15 protein-coding genes are annotated in these 21,582 nt (G+C 59.2%); 8 read left to right on the top strand and 7 right to left on the bottom strand.

The genetic code is table 11. From position 1 onward, the window contains the following. Nucleotides 1-25: 25 nt before the first annotated feature. Nucleotides 26-220 carry a twin transmembrane helix small protein gene (locus tag BIND_RS00755; RefSeq protein WP_012383164.1) on the bottom strand — a complete coding sequence of 65 codons (195 nt, stop codon included), beginning with the start codon at nucleotides 218-220 and terminating at the stop codon, nucleotides 26-28. Nucleotides 221-521: 301 nt separating this feature from the next. Between BIND_RS00755 and folP the strand changes: the two genes are divergently transcribed. Together folP and folK are read left to right on the top strand one after the other, a co-directional pair. Continuing rightward, entirely contained in the window at nucleotides 522-1,295 is a 774-nt protein-coding gene (folP, locus tag BIND_RS00750) for a dihydropteroate synthase (RefSeq protein WP_012383163.1), read from the top strand. Further along, nucleotides 1,288-1,806: a 2-amino-4-hydroxy-6-hydroxymethyldihydropteridine diphosphokinase gene (gene folK / locus BIND_RS00745; protein WP_012383162.1), complete on the top strand. Its 519-nt coding sequence runs from the start codon at nucleotides 1,288-1,290 to the stop codon at nucleotides 1,804-1,806. Before folP ends, folK begins: the two co-directional genes overlap by 8 nt. Here folK and BIND_RS00740 read toward each other — a convergent pair. The 3 genes from BIND_RS00740 to BIND_RS00730 all read right to left on the bottom strand — a co-directional run bounded on the left by BIND_RS00740 (nucleotide 1,794) and on the right by BIND_RS00730 (nucleotide 4,749). Continuing rightward, nucleotides 1,794-3,758 carry a S9 family peptidase gene (locus tag BIND_RS00740; RefSeq protein ID WP_041778264.1) on the bottom strand — a complete coding sequence of 655 codons (1,965 nt, stop codon included), beginning with the start codon at nucleotides 3,756-3,758 and terminating at the stop codon, nucleotides 1,794-1,796. The genes folK and BIND_RS00740 overlap by 13 nt on opposite strands. 233 nt (nucleotides 3,759-3,991) lie before the next feature. Further along, nucleotides 3,992-4,258 carry a hypothetical protein gene (locus BIND_RS00735; protein WP_012383160.1) on the bottom strand — a complete coding sequence of 89 codons (267 nt, stop codon included), beginning with the start codon at nucleotides 4,256-4,258 and terminating at the stop codon, nucleotides 3,992-3,994. Nucleotides 4,259-4,491: 233 nt separating this feature from the next. Continuing rightward, nucleotides 4,492-4,749 (bottom strand): hypothetical protein, encoded by a 258-nt coding sequence (locus BIND_RS00730; RefSeq protein WP_012383159.1) that lies wholly within the window; start codon nucleotides 4,747-4,749, stop codon nucleotides 4,492-4,494. Between the two features lie 678 nt (nucleotides 4,750-5,427). Between BIND_RS00730 and BIND_RS00720 the strand changes: the two genes are divergently transcribed. The 3 genes from BIND_RS00720 to BIND_RS00710 all read left to right on the top strand — a co-directional run bounded on the left by BIND_RS00720 (nucleotide 5,428) and on the right by BIND_RS00710 (nucleotide 9,898). Further along, nucleotides 5,428-6,981, top strand: a complete 1,554-nt coding sequence (locus BIND_RS00720; RefSeq protein WP_012383158.1) for a sigma-54-dependent transcriptional regulator — start codon at nucleotides 5,428-5,430, stop codon at nucleotides 6,979-6,981. A 171-nt stretch (nucleotides 6,982-7,152) separates the two neighbouring features. Further along, on the top strand, nucleotides 7,153-9,027 hold the full coding sequence (locus BIND_RS21860) for a L,D-transpeptidase family protein (protein ID WP_012383157.1): 1,875 nt from the start codon (nucleotides 7,153-7,155) through the stop codon (nucleotides 9,025-9,027). A 337-nt stretch (nucleotides 9,028-9,364) separates the two neighbouring features. Then, entirely contained in the window at nucleotides 9,365-9,898 is a 534-nt protein-coding gene (locus BIND_RS00710) for a Dps family protein (RefSeq protein ID WP_012383156.1), read from the top strand. Nucleotides 9,899-10,019: 121 nt separating this feature from the next. Here BIND_RS00710 and BIND_RS00705 read toward each other — a convergent pair whose 3' ends face one another. Both BIND_RS00705 and ppc read right to left on the bottom strand, forming a co-directional pair. Further along, nucleotides 10,020-11,819 carry an AMP-binding protein gene (locus BIND_RS00705; protein WP_012383155.1) on the bottom strand — a complete coding sequence of 600 codons (1,800 nt, stop codon included), beginning with the start codon at nucleotides 11,817-11,819 and terminating at the stop codon, nucleotides 10,020-10,022. A gap of 153 nt (nucleotides 11,820-11,972) precedes the next feature. Continuing rightward, the gene (ppc, locus tag BIND_RS00700; RefSeq protein WP_202944763.1) at nucleotides 11,973-14,741 is read right to left on the bottom strand and encodes a phosphoenolpyruvate carboxylase; all 2,769 of its coding nucleotides are present in this window, start codon (nucleotides 14,739-14,741) and stop codon (nucleotides 11,973-11,975) included. Between the two features lie 286 nt (nucleotides 14,742-15,027). On the opposite strand from ppc, the gene BIND_RS22130 reads away from it, so the two are divergent. Then, the gene (locus BIND_RS22130; protein ID WP_012383153.1) at nucleotides 15,028-17,775 is read left to right on the top strand and encodes a caspase family protein; all 2,748 of its coding nucleotides are present in this window, start codon (nucleotides 15,028-15,030) and stop codon (nucleotides 17,773-17,775) included. 39 nt (nucleotides 17,776-17,814) lie between these two features. Here the strand turns inward: BIND_RS22130 and BIND_RS00690 are convergent, their stop codons facing one another. Further along, nucleotides 17,815-18,750, bottom strand: a complete 936-nt coding sequence (locus tag BIND_RS00690; protein WP_012383152.1) for a glycosyltransferase family 2 protein — start codon at nucleotides 18,748-18,750, stop codon at nucleotides 17,815-17,817. Nucleotides 18,751-19,055: 305 nt separating this feature from the next. Here BIND_RS00690 and BIND_RS00685 point away from each other — a divergent pair, with 305 nt between their 5' ends. Continuing rightward, a complete protein-coding gene (locus BIND_RS00685; protein ID WP_012383151.1) occupies nucleotides 19,056-19,529 on the top strand; it encodes a MarR family winged helix-turn-helix transcriptional regulator in 474 nt (157 codons plus the stop codon). After that, nucleotides 19,526-21,571 (top strand): FUSC family protein, encoded by a 2,046-nt coding sequence (locus BIND_RS00680; RefSeq protein ID WP_012383150.1) that lies wholly within the window; start codon nucleotides 19,526-19,528, stop codon nucleotides 21,569-21,571. Before BIND_RS00685 ends, BIND_RS00680 begins: the two co-directional genes overlap by 4 nt. Nucleotides 21,572-21,582 lie beyond the last annotated feature (11 nt).

Genomic DNA, 21,582 nt, shown 5'->3' with positions numbered 1-21,582 from the left:
TCCTGGAGCCGTCGATGGCCTCTCCTCAAATCCCTTCCCGGTACAAAAGCACGCCAAGAATGATCAGGATCGCCACGAATTGAAGGCCTATGCGCCAACGCATCAGCTTTTGTGATAAATTCGGACTGCCGCCTCGCGTCATATTCACCAGACCGAGGAACAGAACGACGCCGACGGCAGCGACGGCAAGGCCGACGAAGAAATTGCCGGGATGAGACATGTTTTTTGATCCTTGGGCTTTTGGTCCTCGGGCTTTTGATCTCTGGACTTGAGATCCTTATTGAAGATCCCAGATTGCGATCGGTATAGACTGAAGTAGAACCTCGGGCAGGCGAGGACAAGGCCGCTCGGCAAAACGGTCCCTTCTCTTCGAATCCTCTTTGAACGAATTTTTCGTCTTTATAAAGGCTTACGTCATAGCTCGAGCATCAGACCCATCGGCCGGCGATCTGGCCCCTACCGGGGATCTTTCCCTGCGCCGCGATCTTTTGTTTTCCCGGTGCTGGGAAAAGCCCGTGGTCATGGGGATCTTGAATCTGACACCGGATTCTTTTTCAGATGGTGGCCGGTTCAATGCAAGCGAGGCGGCGCTCGCGCGGGCGAAACAGCTCGTGGCCGAGGGTGCCGATCTGATCGATATAGGTGCGGAATCGACCAGGCCCGGCTATAGGCCCGTCTCGGCGGCTGAAGAATTGGCGCGGCTCGATCCCTTGCTGGGCAAGATTTGTCGGGCGGTGAACGTGCCGGTCTCGATCGATACGATGAAGGCCGAAGTCGCCCGCCGCGCCGTCGCGCTTGGTGCCACGATCGTGAACGACATCTGGGGCCTGCGGAAGGATCCGGCCATGGCCGATACGATCGCCGAGACCGGCGCCGGGCTTGTCATGATGCACAACCGGGAGGACATCGATGCGCAACTCGATATTCTCGCCGATCTGCACCGCTTCTTCGACCGTTCCCTGCATCTTGCCGAGAAGGCGGGCATCCCGTCATCACGCATCATGCTTGATCCTGGCATTGGTTTCGGCAAGACGGCGGCTCAGAATCTTCTCGTCTTGAGAGAGCTCCACCATTTGCGCGATTATGGCCTGCCCATTCTTGTCGGCGTCTCACGCAAATCCTTTATCGGCGCTCTGCTCGACGCCGATGTCGATCATCGTCTGATCGGAACCCTCGCCGCCAATCTTGTGGCAGCCACACGGGGAGCCTCAGTTTTTCGCGTGCATGATGTCGCGGAGCACGTCGCCGCCTTCAAGATCTTTTCAGCGATCAGGAATGCGCGCGCTCATGCCTGACAAAGCGGTTCCGATCGGCCTCGGTTTCGGCAGCAATATCGGCGACAGGCCCGGCAATATCCGCCGCGCCATCGATCTGCTCATGGAGCGGGGCGTGGCCAGGATCACAAAAATCTCCTCCCTCTATCGCACCGCGCCTTGGGGCTATCGCGAGCAGGAGGATTTCGCCAATGCCTGCGCGCTCGCAACGACACGCCTTGCGCCGCATGCCCTGCTCGCCGCGCTCAAGGATATTGAAAAGACCATCGGCCGCCAGGAGACGATCCGCTGGGGACCGCGCGTGATCGATATCGACATTCTTTTCTATGATGATGAATGGCTGGATGATCCAGACCTGATCCTGCCGCACAAGGAATTGTTTAACCGGCCGTTTGTCCTCTTGCCTCTCGCCGAGATCGCGCCGGATCTTTGCTTGCGCGGGCGCGGAATCGGCGAAGCTGCCGCAGCCGCCGATCCATCCGGGATTACGCTTTGGGAGAAGAAAGAGCCCATCGAGACTCATCCTTCATGATCGTCCCCGATGAGAGATATGACCACGCGCTCGCTTAAATTGGGCGGCTCGAAGCCAAAGACACGGCCGTAAAAGCCGAGTTCGAGGTCGAGCACGCGGCGGATGGTTTCGGCTTTGCGAAAGCCATGACCTTCACCGGCAAAGAGATAATAGGAGACCGGAAGATGCCGGGCCTCGAGCGCCGCGACCATGGTTTCCGCCTGGTTCGGCGGCACGGTCTTGTCGTCCTCGCCTTGAAAGAAGATCACGGGACAGGTGAGCCGATCGATGTGATTGATCGGTGAGCGCTCGGCATAGAGCGCTTTCGCCTGCGGCAAGGGGCCGATGAGGCCATCGAGATAGCGCGATTCGAATTTATGTGTATCACGCGCAAGCAGCATGAGATCGGCGACGCCGTAGAGACTGGCGCCGGCCTTGAACGTCTGTGTCGTCGTGAGCGCCGCCAAAGTGGTGAAGCCGCCGGCACTGCCGCCCCGGATGGCGATGCGGTTGGGATCAACCAGGCCCTTTTCCACGAGATAAAGCGCCGCCGCCTGGCAATCCTCGACATCGACAAGGCCCCATTGCCCATCGAGCGCCCGGCGATAATCGCGGCCGTAGCCGGTCGAGCCGCCATAATTGACATCGACGACGCCGAAACCCCTGCTCGTCCACCATTGCACCGAGAGCGTGAAATGATTGGTCGTCATGCTCGTCGGACCGCCATGCGAGAGCACGACGAGCGGCGGCAATGTGCCGTCAGGAGCCTGATAATCGGCGTTTTTCGGCGCATACCAGAAGGCATGCGCAATCGTGCCTCGGCTCGGATAATCGATCGGTTCCCCGATTGAGATCGTCTCCTCAGGGATCACGGCGGGAGCCGCGACCCGCACAATTTGAATCTTTGTGGCCTCGGGCTTATCGACAAGGCTCAAGGCGGGCGGCGCCGTCGGCGGCGTCGCGAGAAAGGCGAGGCCTTGACCGATCGGTTGCGGACAATCCGCCACCTGCCCCGCTTGGCCCTGGCCGAGCGACAGCGGCGTAATCACGTCTCCATCAATCACGCAAGCCGTCCTGATACCGTCCCGCACGATGGAGGCGACGAGGCGCTTGTCTGGCAAAAAGGCATAATAATGCTGGGCGAAGACCCAATGCGGCCCGCCGATCTCTGCGTCGACCGGCGCCACGGGCACGATTTTATCGCCTCGCAAGGCATAAAGATTCCACCAGCCGGTGCGATCGGAACAGAAATGGAGCGTGCCATCAGGTGCAAAACCCGGCTGCACGATGGATTCACGCTCGCGGCCGGCGAGCACCACAGCCGGCGTGATCGAGCCATAGAGCGTGAGGGGCGCAAGATGCAGCCGCGTCCAGTCCCAGGGCATAAAGGGATGCTCCCAGGACAACCAGACGAGGATCTTGCCATCGGGTGAAAGGCGCGGAGAACTCAGAAAATCCGGCCCCTCGACGATCACCCTCTCCTTGTCCGAGGCATCGAGCGGCAAGGAGACGATCGCGGATTTGGGATCGGTCGGCGGCCTGTCGCGATGATCCTCGCGGACACAGAGCACGCGCGGATGGTTCGGATCGAAGATGAAATCGGCGTAGCGACAATTTTCCGACGTCGGAATACGGCGCGGCGCCGCTCCCTCCCCCTGGCCCTCGATGATCCAGACCGATCCGTCGCGGCGATCGCTGAAGATGATGGTCCGGTTTTCGACCGCATAGGCGCCGCCGCCATATTCATGAACCCGTGTGCCAACATAGAAAGGCGCCGGCGTGCGTTCGACGATCGTGCCATCCTGCTGGCGCTGGCAAAGCGTCGTGCGGCCGCCTTCACTTGGGCGCGTTTCGAGCCAGTACAGATCTGTCCCATCGACGGCGAGCCCCCCAAGCCCGATCGCTGCCTCGGTCATAAGATCGGTCGTAACCGGCGAAAGCCAGGTCCCGTAGGGAGCAGTACGTGGTGTCATTTGGACATTCTCGTCGAAACGGGGGAGTGAAAGGGCGTTGGAATATTTGCGATTTTTTTCGAAGTCTTGAAAACAGCAAAAATTCGTAAACGGAATCATATGCCGGCGAAGCAACATTCATGGTTAAAGCAGAAAAAGCCCGTTTTCGAACAAAAAGCCGAAGCCCCGGCAGGTGCTTCCCCTGGGACTTCGGCTTGAACCGTCTGGTTGACGTCATTCTATTTCGCGGATCGCTATCTCACGGATCGTTCCGACGGCGCATCGACATCTTCCGGATCATCGTCATCGGGCAGAACCTTGGCATCGGGGCTGCCTTCGCTGATTTCGGGCGTTGGCTCGGCGGAGGATGGGGCATCATGACCCTGGGCACCCGCCGCATCATTGGGTGTGCCGCCAGCGAACGCCACTCCCGTGGCCAGGACGCTCACAAAAACGCCCACGACGATGCCGAGGAGGGCAAAACCGGCCAGTAACCCACTGCAACGTTGGTTTTCCTGCATGACATCCCTCACCTTGAAAAAAGGCAACAGCATCAAACCGACCATAATCCCAAAAGCATGTCCCGCTTTTAGGATCATTTGATGCGATCAGAAAGGTTTATAGCACTCACAAAACGCACAAAAGGCCGAGCATCGTTCTTTCAGGACCGAGGCTCGCGATCTCCGACAACACGTCAAATCAGTCCAAAACGGGTTCTTTTTGGACTGATACTCTGCGAGAAGAGTCGTGCCGCTTACTTTGCGTGTTCTTCCGGCGCCGCGCTGGCTTCCTCGGTATCGGATTTCTGGTCGAGGGAGCTATAGGGCAGGATCTTGGCGTTCGGGTTCCCCTCGCTGACCCCTTCGGTGGGGGCTGCGATGGAGGGTGCATTATGACCCTGGGCACCGGCCGCGTCATTGGGGGTGCCCCCCGCGAGCGCCGCGCCCATGGCGATCACGCTGGCGAAAGCGAAACCGGCGAGTAAAGTACCAAGACGTTGAGGTCCTTGCATGACATTCTCCTTCCCACATTGATTTCATTGAAACGGTTCAAGGATGCTCCCTGACCGTCGTCCATCATGAAATAGGCACCAAGAGAATAAAATCAAACGGATTTGCTGACGACCAAACTCATACCATCATCGCTCGCGCGGGGCAGGTAAGGGTTTCGGACGCGCAAAGGATCGTTTGCGCTCGATAAGGTGATTTTGTCCCTCAAGTTCTCAGCTAAGTACGGTCAGCGCAAGCCAAAACTGCTTCATTTGGCCGCATGGTCTGTTTCTATTCGTGAATGCGAATCGATTCATAAAAAATTTCTTAAAATCAGCCATTTCATATCACAAAGCCCTGCACTTCATGAGATGCGCCACGTCATGCCAAAGGTCGTGAAGAACGACCTTTGGTTCCTTTCTTGAATTTTCGCTTCTTCAAAGCGATGGCGAAAATTCAAGAGCGGTCCCACAACCTCACCCTGAACCCGATCGCGATCGGCGCCTTCGATCGGATTCACAAAATGACACGCCACGGTCTCGGCTTGAACGTGATTGTTTCTTTTCAGGGCAGGTTGACGGCGACATTAATGGCCCATTTACCGTCATAGAGGAGCATGGGGACAAGGGTGATCGGCCTGAGCGAGCATTGGGATCGATCCTGAACGACCATTTGGCGGTCAGCCCTGAAGATGAGGTCCCATGTCTCCTAGAATTTTGATCGCCGATGATGATCCGGTCCAACGCCGCCTGCTCGAGGCGCAGGTGCAGCGTTTCGGTTATGTGACCGAAACCGTCGATAACGGCGCAGCCGCGCTGGCCCGCGTCAAGGCGCAAGGCCAGGCTCAGGGCCAAGGACATGGCCATGCGCCGCTCGATCTTCTGATCCTCGATCTCGCCATGCCTGATATCGATGGCCTCGGCGTCTTAAAAACCCTCCGTAAGGAAGGCTATCGCGTGCCGGCGATCGTTCAGACCGCCAATGGCTCAATCGAAACGGTCATCGCCGCCATGCGCGCCGGCGCCGCCGATTTCGTCGTGAAACCAGTCGGCACTGAGCGGCTGCAAGTCTCGATCAAGAACGCGCTTCGCGCCGACGCGCTGGAAGACGAAATCCGCCGCATGAACCGCCATGCCGCAGGGGCTCTCTCCTTCAAGGATCTCATTGCCGGCAGCGAGGCCATGGAGCGCGTCATAAGGCTCGGCGAACGCGCCGCGAAATCGACCATTCCGATCCTCCTCGAAGGGGAATCCGGGGTCGGTAAGGAAGTCATCGCCCGCGCCATTCAGGGTCTCTCCGACCGGCGCGGCAAGCCCTTCATCACCGTCAATTGTGGCGCGCTTCCCGAACCCCTCGTCGAATCCATCCTATTTGGCCACGAAAAGGGTGCCTTTACCGGAGCCAATGAGCGGCATGTCGGCAAATTCGTCGAGGCCAATGGCGGCACCCTCTTTCTCGATGAAATCGGCGAATTGCCGCTCGAAACGCAGGTCAAGCTCCTGCGCGCCCTGCAGGAAGGCGAGGTCGATCCGATCGGCGCCAAACGGCCGGTCAAGGTCGATATCAGGCTGATTTCCGCAACCAACCGCAACCTGATCGAACAGGTCAAACGCGGCCGGTTCCGCGAGGATCTTTATTATCGCCTGAACGTCTTCCCCATCCATGTGCCGGCGTTACGGGCCCGGCGCGAGGATATCACCGAACTCGCCCGGACCTTCGCCACCCGCTTCGCGGCGGAGGAAGGCAAGCCCCTGCGCGGCCTCACCCCCGAGACCGAGGCGCTGCTCTGCGCCTATGACTGGCCGGGCAATGTCCGGCAATTGGAAAATGCCGTGTTCCGGGCTGTGGTCCTCGCTGATGGCGATGAACTGACCGTCACCGAATTTCCGCAGATCGCCGCCCATGTTCATGGCTTCGACATTTGCGTGCCGCCGGCCCCCCTCCCCGTCGCCCTGCAGCCGGCGCGCGAGACCGAATTCGTGCCTGTCGAATTACGTGATCCGCATGTCCTGCGTCTGCTTGATGATGAAGGTGAAATCCTGCCGCTCGAACGGCTGGAGGCGGAAATCATCCGCTTCTCGCTGATACATTATCGCGGACAAATGTCGGCCATGGCGCGCAAGCTGGGCATCGGCCGTTCGACGCTCTATCGCAAGTTGAAAGAATATGGATTGCAACAGGGCGCGGAAGGTGATCCGCTTGGCCTGAGCGATCCGATGGCAGGCTTGTTAAACCGTGCCGGTGCAGCCGCCTGAAACCGGTGGCGCACTGCTTCCATGCCCGCTTGGTGTTGCAGCCGAGCCACCTGTGCATAAAAATCTCTTGGCCGGAGCTTTTCAGCGCAATCATGCATTGCCTTGAATATAACTTTCGGCTGAATGAATTTCCAAACTTCGCATCACGCCATCAAGTGAGAGGGGACGAAGATGAGGTCGCCTGGGAAGAGCCGGGGTCCCGCCGCGTCGCGGCCCTCTCGCCTCGCCTTGTTGATGATCGCGGGGCTCGGCATGCCGGGCGGATTGTCCGACGCTTTCGCCGAAACTCTTGCGCCCAGCAAAACGCCAGCAGCCAAAATTCCACTGGCCAAAATTCCGCTGACCGAGCGGCCTTTCATCAAAACCCAGTTTGCCAAGACAGATGCCGACGAGGCCGACACACTCCGGTCGGTCCGCGCGCCCTCTCCCCTGCCGGCTTCGTCCACGCCCCCGACGGTCCAGTCCGAAGATTCCGTCAAACCGGACAGTGCCACGGACAAAAAGCCGGAAACAGCCATGGCGCCAGCCATTCCGGCGAGCGCGTTGCAAAAGCTGATCGAGGACCGTGCCGAGCGCCCTGTCACTGGCCCCCACATCACTGAACAAAGACGTGAGCGCGAGGCGATCGCGGCCTTCTACGCGGCGCGCGATTTCGCACTGCTTTGGTTTACAGATGGCCATCCCAATCGCGCCGCGAGAAGCCTGTTGCCGCGTCTTGCGGCGGCGGCTGAAGATGGCCTTGATCTCGGCCCGCGTCTTCCCGCTTTGCCCCCGGACAATGCGAGTGCCGATTCAAACCTCGATGAAACGCGGCAGGCGGCGCTCGATCTTGCCCTATCCGAGGCCGTCGTCGCCTATGGCCGGCAAGCAAGCGGCAGTCGGATCGATCCACACGAGATCGGCAAGCTGATCGGCGCGCGGCCAGAGATTGCCGACCCCTCCCTGATTCTCGCCAGCGTCGCGGCAGCAGGCCCCGAGGCCGGTACGATCCTGCGCGGTTTTAATCCGCAGCAGGAAGGCTATGTCGCCTTGCGCGACAAACTCGTCGCCATGCGGCAAGAACGCCAGCCGGTTGCTCGGCGGCTCATTCCCTCCGGCCCGCCTCTGCGCGTCGGTATGCGGGATCCGCGCGTCGCTTTGATCCGGGCGCGGTTGAGCCTCGATGGCAAACTCGACAAGGGTCAAACGGAAAACGGCGCGTCCGAAATCTATGACTCCGAAGTCTCCATGGCCGTCGCCGATTTTCAGCGGGCCAATGGCCTGCCCGCTTCTGGTGTTCTCACCCCGCAAACCAGCGCCATTCTCTCGGGTGCGCGGCTATCGGCCACCCCTTTATCGCCGCATGTCGAACATGAAATTCTTGCCAATATGGAGCGCTGGCGCTGGATGCCGCACGATCTCGGCCACGATCGGATCGAGGTGAACCTGCCTGATTTCGAGGTCGCCGTCATCGAGAAGGACGAGGTGGTGAGCCGTCACCGTGTCGTCATCGGCAAGGAAGAAACGCCGACGCCGATCTTTTCCCATGTGATGCAATTTCTGATCGTCAATCCCTATTGGAACGTGCCGGCCTCGATCCTCAAAAAGGAAATGCTGCCGAAACTCGCGGCCAATCCGAATTATCTGCATCGCCTCGGCTATGAAGTCTTCAAAAGGGATGGGCATCTCGTCGTGCGCCAGCCGCCCGGCGAACGCAATGCGCTCGGCCGCATCAAATTCATGTTCCCCAATGATTATGCGGTCTATCTCCACGATACGCCATCCAAGCATTATTTCGAAGAAGACAAGCGCGCCTTCAGCCACGGTTGCGTGCGGGTCGACGAGCCCTATCATTTTGCCGAAGCGGTCCTTGGACCGAAATGGAGTGAAAGCCGCATCAAAGGCCTGTTCGGGGAGAAGGAACGCTATATCACCCTGCCGAAGCCCCTGCCCATTCATCTGGAATATTTCACCGCCACCGTCGATCGGTTCGGACATCTCCATTTGAGTGAGGATGTCTATGGCTATTCGCAGAAGGTGAGAATAGCGCTCGGCCTTCAAGACTAAGTGATCATCCTCCTGATTGTCGCATCCCATGATGTGTTTGAGGAACAGATGAATCAGCACCGTGCCTAGTATTGTATGCGGTAGAATTTTGGTGCTTTGGCCCGACCCGATCTTCAATGGTTCGCGATCGCCGAAGCGAAGCCTTCTCTTTTTCACGGCATCGTGACCGAACAGGATTCACAATTCTTTCGCTCCCGCTAGCTCCTGAAAACTTTCATATTTCCTCGAAAATACGAAGGTGCCGGTGCTGGCGGGCCGTGTCCGACCAGCCTGCGCAAGTCGGAACTTCGCTGCAATCTGCGCATTCCCCTTGCTCTATCGATAGGAGCAAGGATTTATGGCAAAATCTCAATCCGCGAGTGTCACTCATATCGAAGAATATCTCGGCACGCCGACGGATCTCCACGCTAATGACGTGCGCGAAGTTGCGGCGGGTCTCAAGCGGCTCCTCGCTGATGTCTTCGCTCTTTACGTGAAAACGAAGAACTTCCATTGGCATGTCAGCGGCCGTCATTTCCGCGATTATCATTTGCTGCTCGATGAGCAAGCGACGCAGATCTTCGCCATGACCGACCCCATCGCCGAGCGAGCTCGCAAGATCGGCGCGACAACGTTGCATTCCATCGGCCAGATCGCGAGTGAAAAACGTATCGCCGATAATGACGCCGAATATGTCGAGCCGCAGGACATGCTTGCGGAGCTGCGCGACGATAATAAGCAATTGGTCGCCTATCTGCGGGAATTACATGGTGTCTGCGACGCGGCCCATGATGTCGCGACCGCCAGCCTGATCGAAAACTGGATCGATGAAGGCGAACGTCGGACATGGTTCCTGTTCGAATCGACCCGCGGCTTCGGCGCCAATAGCTGATCGATCTCGAAAGCATCATCGTCGATGGATAAACTCAAACCCAAAAGTGATGATCACTTTTGGGTTTGATGCTTTGATGGGTCAAACCAAACCCTCTGATATCATTTCTTTTCAAAGCCGCTCAACCAGAAATGGCTTTGTCTTCTGGCACCCGTCCGAGACCGAAACGGCGCAGGGCTCCGCGCAGAAACTCCTTACTCATCCCAAACGATGGCTGGCGTTGTTTCGGAGACGGTGCGAACATGGGAAGAGCGGCCAAAGCCTGCCGGTCGGGATGACCATCCGGCAAAAGCGGCAAAGTTTCGAGCTTGCGTAGGAAATCCGGCACCATGAAAGGCGGCAGCAGCCGGCGCAAGGCAGCAAGAAGCCGCGTTTCGTTGATCGCGCCGGGACTCGCCTCAACGAAAAAGGCAATCACGGATTCCCCATAGGCGCGGCTGCGGCGATAATCACACACAGCATCGGCCACGCCCTTTTGCGCTCTCAGAACCCGTTCGATGGCTTTCAATTCGACCCGGTAACCGCTCAAAATGACTTTTTCATCGAGCCGGCCAAGTCTTTCGAACGTGCCATCCAGGCGACGCCGCGCGTAATCGCCTGTGCGGAACAGCTTGTCCTCGGGCTGAGCGGGATCAGGAATGAAACTTTGCTGGCTGAGTCTTTCATCACGACGATAGCCGCTCGCCAATCCTTCACCACCGAGACAAATTTCACCGAGGACGCCATCGGGACAGGGGCGCCGCCGCGTGTCGAGGAGCTGAACGCGGGCATTGTTGAGAGGCTCCGGTACGATCCGTGTGACATCATCCGCATCATCTTCATGCCAGAGCCTCGTCATCAGGGCGGCAGGCGCTTCGGCAGGACCATAGAGCAACACGATCTCACCCTTGGTTGCGCCTTTAACACCCCTTTTGACGAGTTGGCGCAGAAGAATACGCAAATGGATCGGTGCCAGAGGCACTGGTGCCAAATCCTGTTCGCCGATCACGACCCGCTCCAGAGGCGCGAACAGGCTTGGATCCTCGTCAAGGAGCCAACCGCAAAGGCTCGGCGTGAGAAAGGACGTGTCGATCGTCTCGGAACGGATCAGATTCGCGATCTCCGCCGTCTCCGGCCAGATGGCGCCATAAAAAACGAGCCTGCCGCCGGCAATGAGCAGGCTCAGGTTCTGAAACCAAGCCAATTCTTGCGGAGCAAAGACCATTTGCAAAGCCACGGTCGCAGCGGAAAAATCGAGACCATGCGCAAGATCACAACAATGATGCAAGGCCCGATGGGTCATTTCCACGCCACGCGGCCCCGCGACCTGCGAGACCGGCAGGATCAGAGCCAGGGAATCCGTATCCCAGGCGATGTCGAAATCGGCATCGGATTCTAACTCCGCCGCCGCCGAGATGCTTTCATAATCGAGCAGATTGAGACGCGGGGCATCTTCGAAAAGATCGAGTGCATGGTGATCGTCCACGATCGCGACATCAATCCCCGCCTGGATGATGAAAGCGGCGAGCCAATGGGGTCCCATGATGGGATCAAGCGGGACGCAAGCGCCGCCAGCCTTGAGCACGGCGAGACAAGCGATCATGGATACGAGACCATTGCGCATACACAGGCCAACCGGCGCCGCTGGCCGCAATCCCAAGGACACGAAATAGCGCGCGAGGCGATTGGCCCTCGCGTTGATCTGATCATAGGTCAGGCGGACAGGCCCCTGGACAAGGGCGATTTCGTCCGGCTGGCGCTGGGCATGGAAGGCGATGCGTTCCTGCACGCGCCAGCCCGGCACAAGCATTGTTGCCGAGAATACGTGATCAGTCTCGCCGTCACGAGTCCGGGCCTTCGCTTCGAGATCAGGGGCTTCAAGATCAGTGGTTTCCCGACCGGCATTCTCCCGCCGGACCGAGACAGAGCGCATCGGATACATGCCATTCTCCTAAAAGCGGTCCCGGCCATGCGTGTTCATCGACGCGCCTGGTCGGCTCATTCCGCTTTCAGGAAACCATTCTTTGTTTAAGTCCTTGTCAGGAATCTCATTAGAATTGCGCGTAATCGGTGTGTTTCATGTATGCGGCGAAAATCATCCAGAATTGCGCAGACCCGCCGCTATGCCATTGATCGAAATCAAAATACCGTTATAGGTCCGCGCATCCGTCTTGCCGAGCCTCCAGCGGCGCAGCAATTCGACCTGCAGATGGTTCAAAGGCGCGATATAGGGAAACCGCCTGCTGATCGAATGCGCCAAGGCTGGATTATCGGCCAGCCGCTCATGCACACCCGTGATCTCGTCGAGCGCGTGAAGCGTGCGCGTCCATTCTGTATCAATGATCCCGAAAATCCGTTCGGCCAAAGCCTGGTCCGGCACCAGGGCGGCGTAGCGGCGGGCGAGTTTGCGATCCGCCTTGGCCAGAACCATGTCCATATTGGAAAGAAGCGCGTGGAAGAACGGCCATTCCCGTGCCATGCGCTGGAGCAAAGCCAATTTTTCTTCTGGCGCGTCGTTTAGAAAGGCCTCGACCGCCGTGCCGAAACCGAACCAGCCAGGCAGGCTGACCCGCGCCTGACCCCAGGAAAAGCTCCAGGGAATAGCGCGCAAATCTTCGATCTTGCGGCTCGATTTGCGTGAAGCCGGGCGCGAGCCGATGTTGAGATCGGCAATTTCGGCGATCGGCGTCGCCGCATAGAAATAATCGACGAAACCCGGCAGATCATAGACAAGGCCGCGATAGGCCTTGGTGCTCGCCTCCGACAGGAAATGCGCGGCTTCGAGAAAAGCTTCCGGCGGCGCCTCGTCGCCCCCGAGCAGGGTCGCCTCGATATTGGCCGCGACCAGAGTTTCGAGATTACGCCGCCCGATCTCCGGCTGCGCATATTTCGAGGAAATGACCTCGCCCTGTTCAGTCAGGCGGATCAGGCCATTGGCCGTCCCCGGCGGCTGCGCCAGGATCGCCTGATGGCTTGGGCCACCGCCGCGCCCGATTGTGCCGCCACGTCCATGAAAGAGGCGGAGGACGATGCCTTCCTGCGCCGCGAAGAAACCGGCGAGGGCAATGGAAACCCGGTAGAGTTCCCAATTGCTGGTGAAGAAGCCGCCGTCTTTATTGCTGTCGGAATAGCCCAGCATGATCTCCTGCACGCCGCCCGAGGCGCGCACCAGATCCGCCATGCCCGGCAATGCGAAGAAATCGGCCATAATGCCCTGCGCATTGCGCAGATCCTCGATGGTTTCGAACAAAGGCACGACCATCAGTTCAGCGCGGGGCTTTTGTTCAGGATCGCCGATCAGGCCTTCAATCAGGCCGCATTCCTTCTGCAGGAGAAGCACTTCGAGCAGATCGCTGACCGTTTCGGTATGGCTGATGATATATTGACGGATGGCGAGCGGCCCGTGCGAACGGCGCAGCCGCCGCGCTGTCTCGAAGACCGCCAATTCCTCTTCGGTGCGGGCGCTATAACGCAGATAGGGCACATGCAGGAGACGCGGATCTTGCAGAAGCCGCATCAGCAAATCCTGGCGCGCCTTCTCATCGAGCGCATCATAATCCTCGACAACCTTGGCGACACGCAGCAATTCACCGATCGTCTCGGCATGACGATCCGAACTTTGGCGCAGATCGACGGTCGCCAAGTGAAAGCCAAAAACTTTGACCGCACGCTGAAACGGCGCGAGCCGCGGGCCGATCAGAGCCCTTCCGTGGTTTTCCGCCAAAGATTTTTCGATGATCGCCAGATCGGCCAGCAGGGCCGAGGCATCGGGATAGGCTTGCGTGCCGAGCGGGGCCGGCTTGCTATCCTCCTGCCCTGTCAGTTCCTTCAAGGTCGCGGCGAGCCGCCCCTTGATGGCAATGAGGGCACGGCGATAAGGCTCATCGGCGCGATGCGGGCTGTCATCGCCCGATGTCTCGGCAAGCCTCAGAAGATCCTGCGAGCAGCCGACGAGCAGGCGCGAGAGCGATAATTCGTTGCCGAGCGCGCGCACCTCGGAGAGATAATGGCGGAGGGCCACTTCCGCCTGACGCCGCAGGGCAATGTCCAGCGTCTCGGCATTGACATTGGGATTGCCATCGCGATCCCCGCCGATCCAGCTTCCCATGCGCAGGAAACAGGGCAGATCGCGCACGCCCAGCCATTCCTCGAGTTCCGCGTAAAGCGCCGGAAGCTGCCGCAAGAAGGTCGTCTGATAATAACTGAGCGCGTTTTCGATTTCATCGCGCACGGTGAGCTTGGCGTTGCGCAGAAGCCGGGTCTGCCAGGCTTGCGTGATGCAGGCGGCCAGCAGCGCATCGTTGCGGCGGCGGGCCGCGCCTGGTCCCAGATGCTCGCGTTCGACCAGCAGGGAAAAGATCGCATGTTCGGCGTCAAGCTGGCTTTTGCGCTGCACCTCCGTTGGATGCGCGGTGAGGACAGGGGAGAGAAAGCTCTGTCGCAAGGCCTCGATGATCCGCGCCTTATCGACGCCGGCCGCGGTGAGTCGAGCCATGCCGCCATCGAAATCATCGTCCGCGGAGTCGGTCTCTTGCCCGGCCGGTTCTTCGGTTCCGGTTTCGGCGATGGACCGGCGGATCGTCTCATGATCCTCGGCAATATTAGCCAGATGCGAAAAATAACTGAAGGAACGGATCACCGAGACGGCCTGTTCAGCGGAAAGGCCGCGCAGCAGAGTATCGAGCGTTTCACCAGCCGCCGCATCGGCGCCGCGCTCAAAAGCGACGCTCAACCGGCGGATCGTCTCGATCCGGTCGAAACTTTCGTCGCCTTCCTGCTCGCGAATGGTTTCGCCGAGGATCTGGCCGAGCAAGCGGATTTCCTCGTTCAGCCGATCATCGGCCTGACGTGCCAGATTCGTCATGATGTCGGTCCTCGCGCCTTTGGTCGTCATCGGATTCCTCCCCTGGACCCGATCATGCGCTGCGTCATGCCACAGAGTGCGAGGCCGGCTCAAGGCTTTGTCGCACGAGTCTTCAACCAAGTGTTCAACCCTGCGAGAGGCCGCGCGCGAGACCGTGCGAAAGGCCACAAGTCTTTTCCCAAGAGCGTGATTTTGGGGCATGATTTTGCCCCTTTTCATTCAATCGCTATTCAGAGGCCATGCCGCATGCTGGCAAGATAAGAACCCTTTTTTCAGGGAGGCCTGCGTGCCGGCACGCCCCTTTTTCCGAATTCTCTTCGTTGCTGTTGTCGCCGTCATCAGCCACGCCAGTTATGCCGAGGCCGCCGAGAAGCGCATCGCGCTGGTGATCGGCAATAGTGCCTATCAGGCGGACCCCTTGGCAACATCGGCCAATGACGCGGGCCTGATCGCGCAAAGTTTGCAGGCCGCCGGTTTCGACGTGGTCGGCGCCCGAGATCTCGACGCCGCGACGCTGCGCTCGGCGTTTCACGAATTTCTCGACAAGGCCGGAGCTTCAGGCCCCGAGACCGTCGCGCTCGTCTATTTCGCTGGGCGAGGATTGCAATTCGAAGGCGAGAATTATCTCGTGCCGGTGGATGCGCGGATCACGCGCGATACCGATGTGCCGATCGAGGCTTTCCGCCTGACCGATCTCACGCAGCCACTGACGGCCCTGCCCCTCAAAGCGCGCATTTTCATCCTCGACGCGGCACGCGCCAATCGCTTCGCCCCGGCAGGCCAGCCGCTGGCCGGCGGCCTGGCCTTGATGCAGCCCGATCCCGGTACATTGATCGCCTTCAATGCCGCGCCCGGAACGATCGCCCCCGAGAGCCAGCAAGCCTATGGCGCCTATGCTTCCGCCTTGACAGAAATGATCAAGGAGGGCGGCCTGCCGCTCGATGAATTGTTCGAGCGCGTCCGGCTCCGCGTCAATGCCTTGACCAATGGCGCCGAAGTCCCCTGGTACGTTTCACGCGTCGAGGCGCCATTCCTGTTCTTTGAGCGCACCAGTGCCGCGCCACCCGCTCAAGCCGACCGGTTCGCCGAATTAATGTCCAGGCCGATCGACAGTTTCGACGTGCATGATGCCTATCTCGCCGCGCTGACGCGCGACACCCTGCGCGGCTATCAGGATTTTCTCGCGGCCTATTCAAACGATCCGCTCGCCCGGCGCGTGCGGGCCATCATCGCGGTGCGCCGCGAGGCCATGACCTGGCGCCAGACTGTCTTCGCCGATACACCCGATGCCTATTGGTCCTATCTGCGCCGCTATCCACGCGGTGCTCACGCCGATGATGCGCACCGCCGCCTCGCGCATTTCGCGGCCGCCCTGGAGCCCCCAAGCACTTTCGCCGCAATCGATTATGACGTTCCACCACCGCCGCCGGAGGAGATTGTTTATGTCGAGCGTCCGGTCGTCTCCTTCGCGGACCCCGAATACGATCTGCCGCCTCCGCCTCCCGTGCCGGTCTTTTTCCTGCCGCCACAGCCGGTCTATTTTGTGGATGCGCCGCCACCGCCGCCGCCCGTCGATGAATTCGTGCTGCCGATCCCAGTTTATCAGCCGGTTCCCTCATGGATCGAGCGGCCGCACTACGTCGCGCCGCCGCCGGTGAATGTGATCAACGCGAATATTCATAATAATGTGGAGGTCAATCCGGCCAGTCAGACCGTGGTGGTGACAAACCCCGCCGGCCAGCAAATTGCGCCGCTTCCCACCAATCTTTTACCCGCGCAACCCGCCGCGCCGGTCGAGGGCCAGCCGAATTTCGTCGAACGCCATCCCGGCGCCAGCGCCGTGATCGGCGCGGCGGCCGTCGCCTTGCCCACGGCCGCGCTCCTGCACGCGCGGCAAAAGGCCGGACAGAGCCCTGTTCAGGGGCAATCACCCACGGTCCCAGGCCAGGCGGTTGGGCCAGGCCAGCAAGCCACTCCCCTTCAGGCAACGCCTAATCCAGCGGTGAATCCGCCAAATCAACACCCCAGTGTGCCTTCGGTACAAGGGGGACAACCCTTGCCCGAACCAAAGGCTCCCACAGTCACAGATCATGGCCCAGATCACGGGGTGCCACCGCATGGTCCCAGCGCGGCGCCAACACCGCCCACACTTCCCGGTCAGGTTGGGCCAGGCCAGCAAGCTACTCCCCCTCAGGTAACGCCTAATCCCGTGGTGAATCCGCCAAATCAACACCCCAGCGTGCCTCCCGTGCAAGGGTTGCCCCCCTTGCCCGAACCAAAGGCTCCCACAGTCCCAGATCATGGCCCAGATCACGGGATACCAGCGCATGGTCCCAGCGTGGTGCCAACACCGCCCACACTTCCCGGCCAGGCTCCGGCGGTCAATCAGCACCCGCAGCAACATCCCGCTTCGCCGCCCCCATCGACAATCCAAGAGGGGCAGCCGCTTCCGGCCCAGAAGGCTCCACCGCCCGTGGAACATGCCGCACCGCCGCATAATGCTGGCAGAGCCCAAACGCCCGTTGTTCCTGTTCCACCGACGGAGCCGCATCCCAACGCACCCGGCCTCACCGCGCCGCATCCTGCGCCTCCCGGTCAGGCGCCAGCAGCGCATCCGCAAACACCACAGCCTCCGAGTGTCAATCCGCACGAGCAACATCCTGGCGCGGCGGCTCCGGTGCCAGCAGGGCAAGCACCCCTCCCCAAACCGCTCCCTGCCCCGGATCACAATGCGCCGCCACACAGCACCGGTGCCATGCCAGCACCATCCGCACCTACCGCACCCGCCGGCCACACGCCCCCGGCACCTCATCCGCAAGCCATTATTCCAGCGGAGCCACAAGCGCGGCCATCGGCGCCATTACCAGAAAGGCATCCAGCGCCACCCATTGCCCCACCGGCTGCACCGCCCAAGGTCCAGCAGAAATTACAACAGCGACAGGTCATCCAGCCACAGGAGCGAGCCGCACAACCCCATCCACCGCAACAGAAACAGTCTGAATGCGGACATCCAGGCGCGCCGCCATGTCATTAGGTACGTGTCGTTAGTGTATGCGAATGCGGAGCCTCCTTTTCAGGACAAATATTCGATGCTCAAATCATTCACCCGCTCCAATTGTCTTGCCTTGGCGGTTCCGATGGCACTGCATAATTTGATATAGAGCGTCAACGGTTCGAGGTAGACTTCGACACGCGGGATGCTGGCGGCATGATATTTCGTCAGAAGCACGGGATATTTGAAGAAGAGCCATGTGACCAGTTGATAGAAAGAATAGGGGAAATCCAGCTCCCGCGGCGCTTTCCAGCCGTGCATGTCATCAAGGTAAACGGCGGCACGCCCATAGCGTTCAAATTGCTCATAGAGATCCCTGAAGCTCCGGCGATGCCTGTGTAAAATGACGGCATTTTCCTGATGAATGAGTTTGTAACCGGTTGTCTTCTGCATCCGCCAGTTCAAATCCGCGTCGCCGCCAGTCCTCAAGCCTGACCGGAAAAGACCCGTTTTGCGAAAAACATCTCGCCTGAAGGCGACATTTGCGGTCTGAGCGAAGGGCATGTATGCGTGGTTGAGAGAGTGGACATGCGACAGAATGCCAGCATGGGCCGCGAATTCTTCCAGCAATGTCGTGCCGGGATAAGGCAAGATTGTCCCGGCGACGGCGCCAACATTCGGATTCTCGAAACCCTGAATGATATTCTTGATCCAATCCGGATGAGGAACGCAATCAGCATCCGTAAACAGAAGAAACTCACCTCTTGATGTATGGATGCCTTTGTTCCTGGCCGCATAGGATCCTTGTATATCATTTTCATCAATGCAGGTCAGATTGATTTTTGCGGTCTTCGCGTAGCTCGAAGCGATTTCGCTCGTCCGATCACGGCTCTTATTGTTAACGATAATATATTCCACCTGAGCCGGATCTTGTGTCTGCGCCTCAAAGGCATCCAACAAGGCGGGAAGATGACGCGCGCCATTATAGACGGGCACGATGACCGATATGCCGGCCATCAAAACGCTGTGCTCCGATCTTGGAAGATGGCGGACGCCGATACATTTTTGCTGCTATGCGGCTGCATTGGATCACGGCCTCCGGAGGAATCGCGGAAAACGTTGGCTCCATGGGCGGTGAGGAAGAACATCCTTGGTGCCTGCTGACCGCCTGGGCATATGTGGGAATAAATCCCACATATTATAGCCGCAATTAAAATCCGATTTAGAGCGGTTTCCGGCAATCCGGCACTCAAGCTTGCGAAAAAATAAATAGCTAGCTAATAATAAGTTCACTAGTTAGTGATCATCCAGGAGGGGGAACGTTGAGCGCAAAAAGGAATGGGGCGCGGCTCCGTCAGCACTACACATTCACCCTTCTGCAAGCGGCACGCGCCTGGCGTCGTTATGCCAATGTCGTGGTCGAAACCTATGGCCTGTCCGAGGCGACCGCATTAGCGCTCATCTACATTGGACGTTCGAAAGAGGCGCCCCGCCAGTCGGAGCTTGCCAGCACGCTTGGCATCGAGGGGCCGACACTCGTACGCCTGCTCGATCAATTATGTGCTCTTGGCCTCGTGGTCCGGCGCGAGGATCCGGGCGATCGCCGCGCCAAGGTTCTCGGTTTGACCGACGCCGGTCGCGACTCGGTCATGGCCATTGAGGACGAACTCGATGTCTTGCGCGGGAGCGTGCTTGAAAAAGTCAGCATGGCCGATCTTGAAACCAGCTTGAGGGTCTTTACGGCGATCTTGGATCACACCTCCCGCATAGATGTCCATCAGGAGATCGAAGCGTGACATTACCCAATTCCCGGGACTGGATTTTTTCGGTCAAGACATTCGCGGCGGCCTTGCTCGCTCTGTATATCGCCCTCATGTTTGATCTGCCGCGTCCCTATTGGGCCATGGCGACGGTTTATATCACCAGCCAGATGCTCGCCGGCGCGACACGGGCGAAAGCCGCCTATCGCATTGCCGGGACGTTCTGCGGCGCGGCGGTCACGATCCTGCTCATTCCCAATCTGGTCAATGCGCCGCTCCTGCTCTGTCTCGCCATCGCCCTATGGGTCTCTTTCTGCCTCTATTGCTCCCTTCTCGATCGGACGCCACGCAGCTACCTGTTCATTCTGTCGGGCTATACGGCTGCGCTCATCGGCTTTCCCGCGGTCGAGGAGCCGGGGACGATTTTCGACATCGCCGTTTCCCGCGCCGAGGAAATTTCGATCGGCATCATCTGCGCCAGCCTGATGTCCGTTGTCATTCTGCCACGCACTGTCGGTGAGGTCGTTGCCGACCGTATCGAGGAATGGTGCGCCGAGGCGGATCAATTGGTTCTCAAGATTTGCGGCACGGAGGGGCTCGAGCAATTGCATACGACCTTTCTACGCCTTGCCGGCGGGGTCCTGGCGCTCGAAGTTTTTCTCAAACAGATTGCCTATGAGGCTTCCATCAAGAGACACTCGGTCGAAGCCTTGGCGATTTTGCGCCAGCATATGCTGGTGCTGCTGCCCATCGCTTCAGGAATCTCCGACCGTATCCGGATTCTCAAACACCTTTCCGCATTTCCCACGGAGGCGGATCATCTGATCGCGGATCTGAGGAAATGGCTGCAGGGCGATGATACATCCGCTGTTTCGCCGATGATCCTGCGTGCCACGGCCGAAGCGGCGAAACCAGCGCCGACCAAGGATTGGAACACGCTTCTCTCCCTGAGTCTCATCGCGCAGATCGAGCATTTCATTGATCTGCAGGAAGATATTCGCCGGCTCAAGAAGCATGTCATCAATGGAACGCGACTGCCGGAGCTGAAATGTCCCTATATACGTTCGACGCTAAACATTCGTCATCGTGATCACACTCTGGCTTTCCGCTCCGCCCTGAGTGCCTTTGTCAGCATCCTCGTGACCTGCGGCTTCTGGATCCTCACCGGCTGGTCGAACGATGGATCGGGGGCCCCGATGATGGCGGCGGTCGCCTGCTGTTTCTTCGCGACCATGGACGATCCCGCACCCGCGATTTTAAAATTCGCAAATTCGACGATCATTGGCGCGCTTTGGACGGCTATCTATTTATTCGCTTTGTTACCCCGCGTGACCAATTTCGAAATGCTGGCCCTCATGCTGGCACCGGCGCTTCTCCTGTGCGGGGCCTTGATGCATCATCCGAAAACGGCCCTTTCCGCAATGGGTGCCGCGGTGATCGGCCTGACGCTGCTCGCGCTGCATTCGGCTTATGGCGCCGATTTCGCGGTCTTCGTCAATTCCGCTTTTGCGGTCACGAGCGGCATGTGGATCGCGGCGATCGTCACCCGGCTGATCCGCTCGGTGGATGAAACCTGGACCGCGCGCCGGCTCGTCAATCTCAATCGCTCCATGCTGGTCGAGGTCGCAGACGGACATAGGCGCCGTGGTGGCTTCGAGATCGCCGCCTTGATGCTCGACCGTCTTGGTCTCATTTCCACGCGCTTGAAAACGGCGCGAATAGCCGAGGAACTGCAGCCGGAAGTGTTCCTCGCGGAAATTCGCGCGGCGATCAATATTGCCGAGATCAAACAGGCCCGGCGCCGTCAGCCGGAGGCAATCAGGCGAGCCATCGACCGTATCCTGAATGCCGCCATCGGGCATTTCGGTGGCCAGGTCCATATGAAAACACGAACGCTTCTGGAGGAAATCGACGCCGGACTCACTATCATTCCCGTCGATGAAGAACAAGATTTGTGTGCGCGGCTCGTCGGTCTGCGCGTGGCTTTGTTTCCCGACGCGCTCCCCTATGCTCCGCCATCAGAGCGAATACAGGATAAAAACAACCCTCTTCTCCTGGAGCCGGTTCAACGACCCTGAAAAACGCCTCT

This window comes from Beijerinckia indica subsp. indica ATCC 9039, assembly GCF_000019845.1.
Taxonomy (GTDB): domain Bacteria; phylum Pseudomonadota; class Alphaproteobacteria; order Rhizobiales; family Beijerinckiaceae; genus Beijerinckia; species Beijerinckia indica.
Note: the sequence above shows the minus strand (reverse complement) of the source record. Positions and strands in the feature narration are given on the sequence as shown.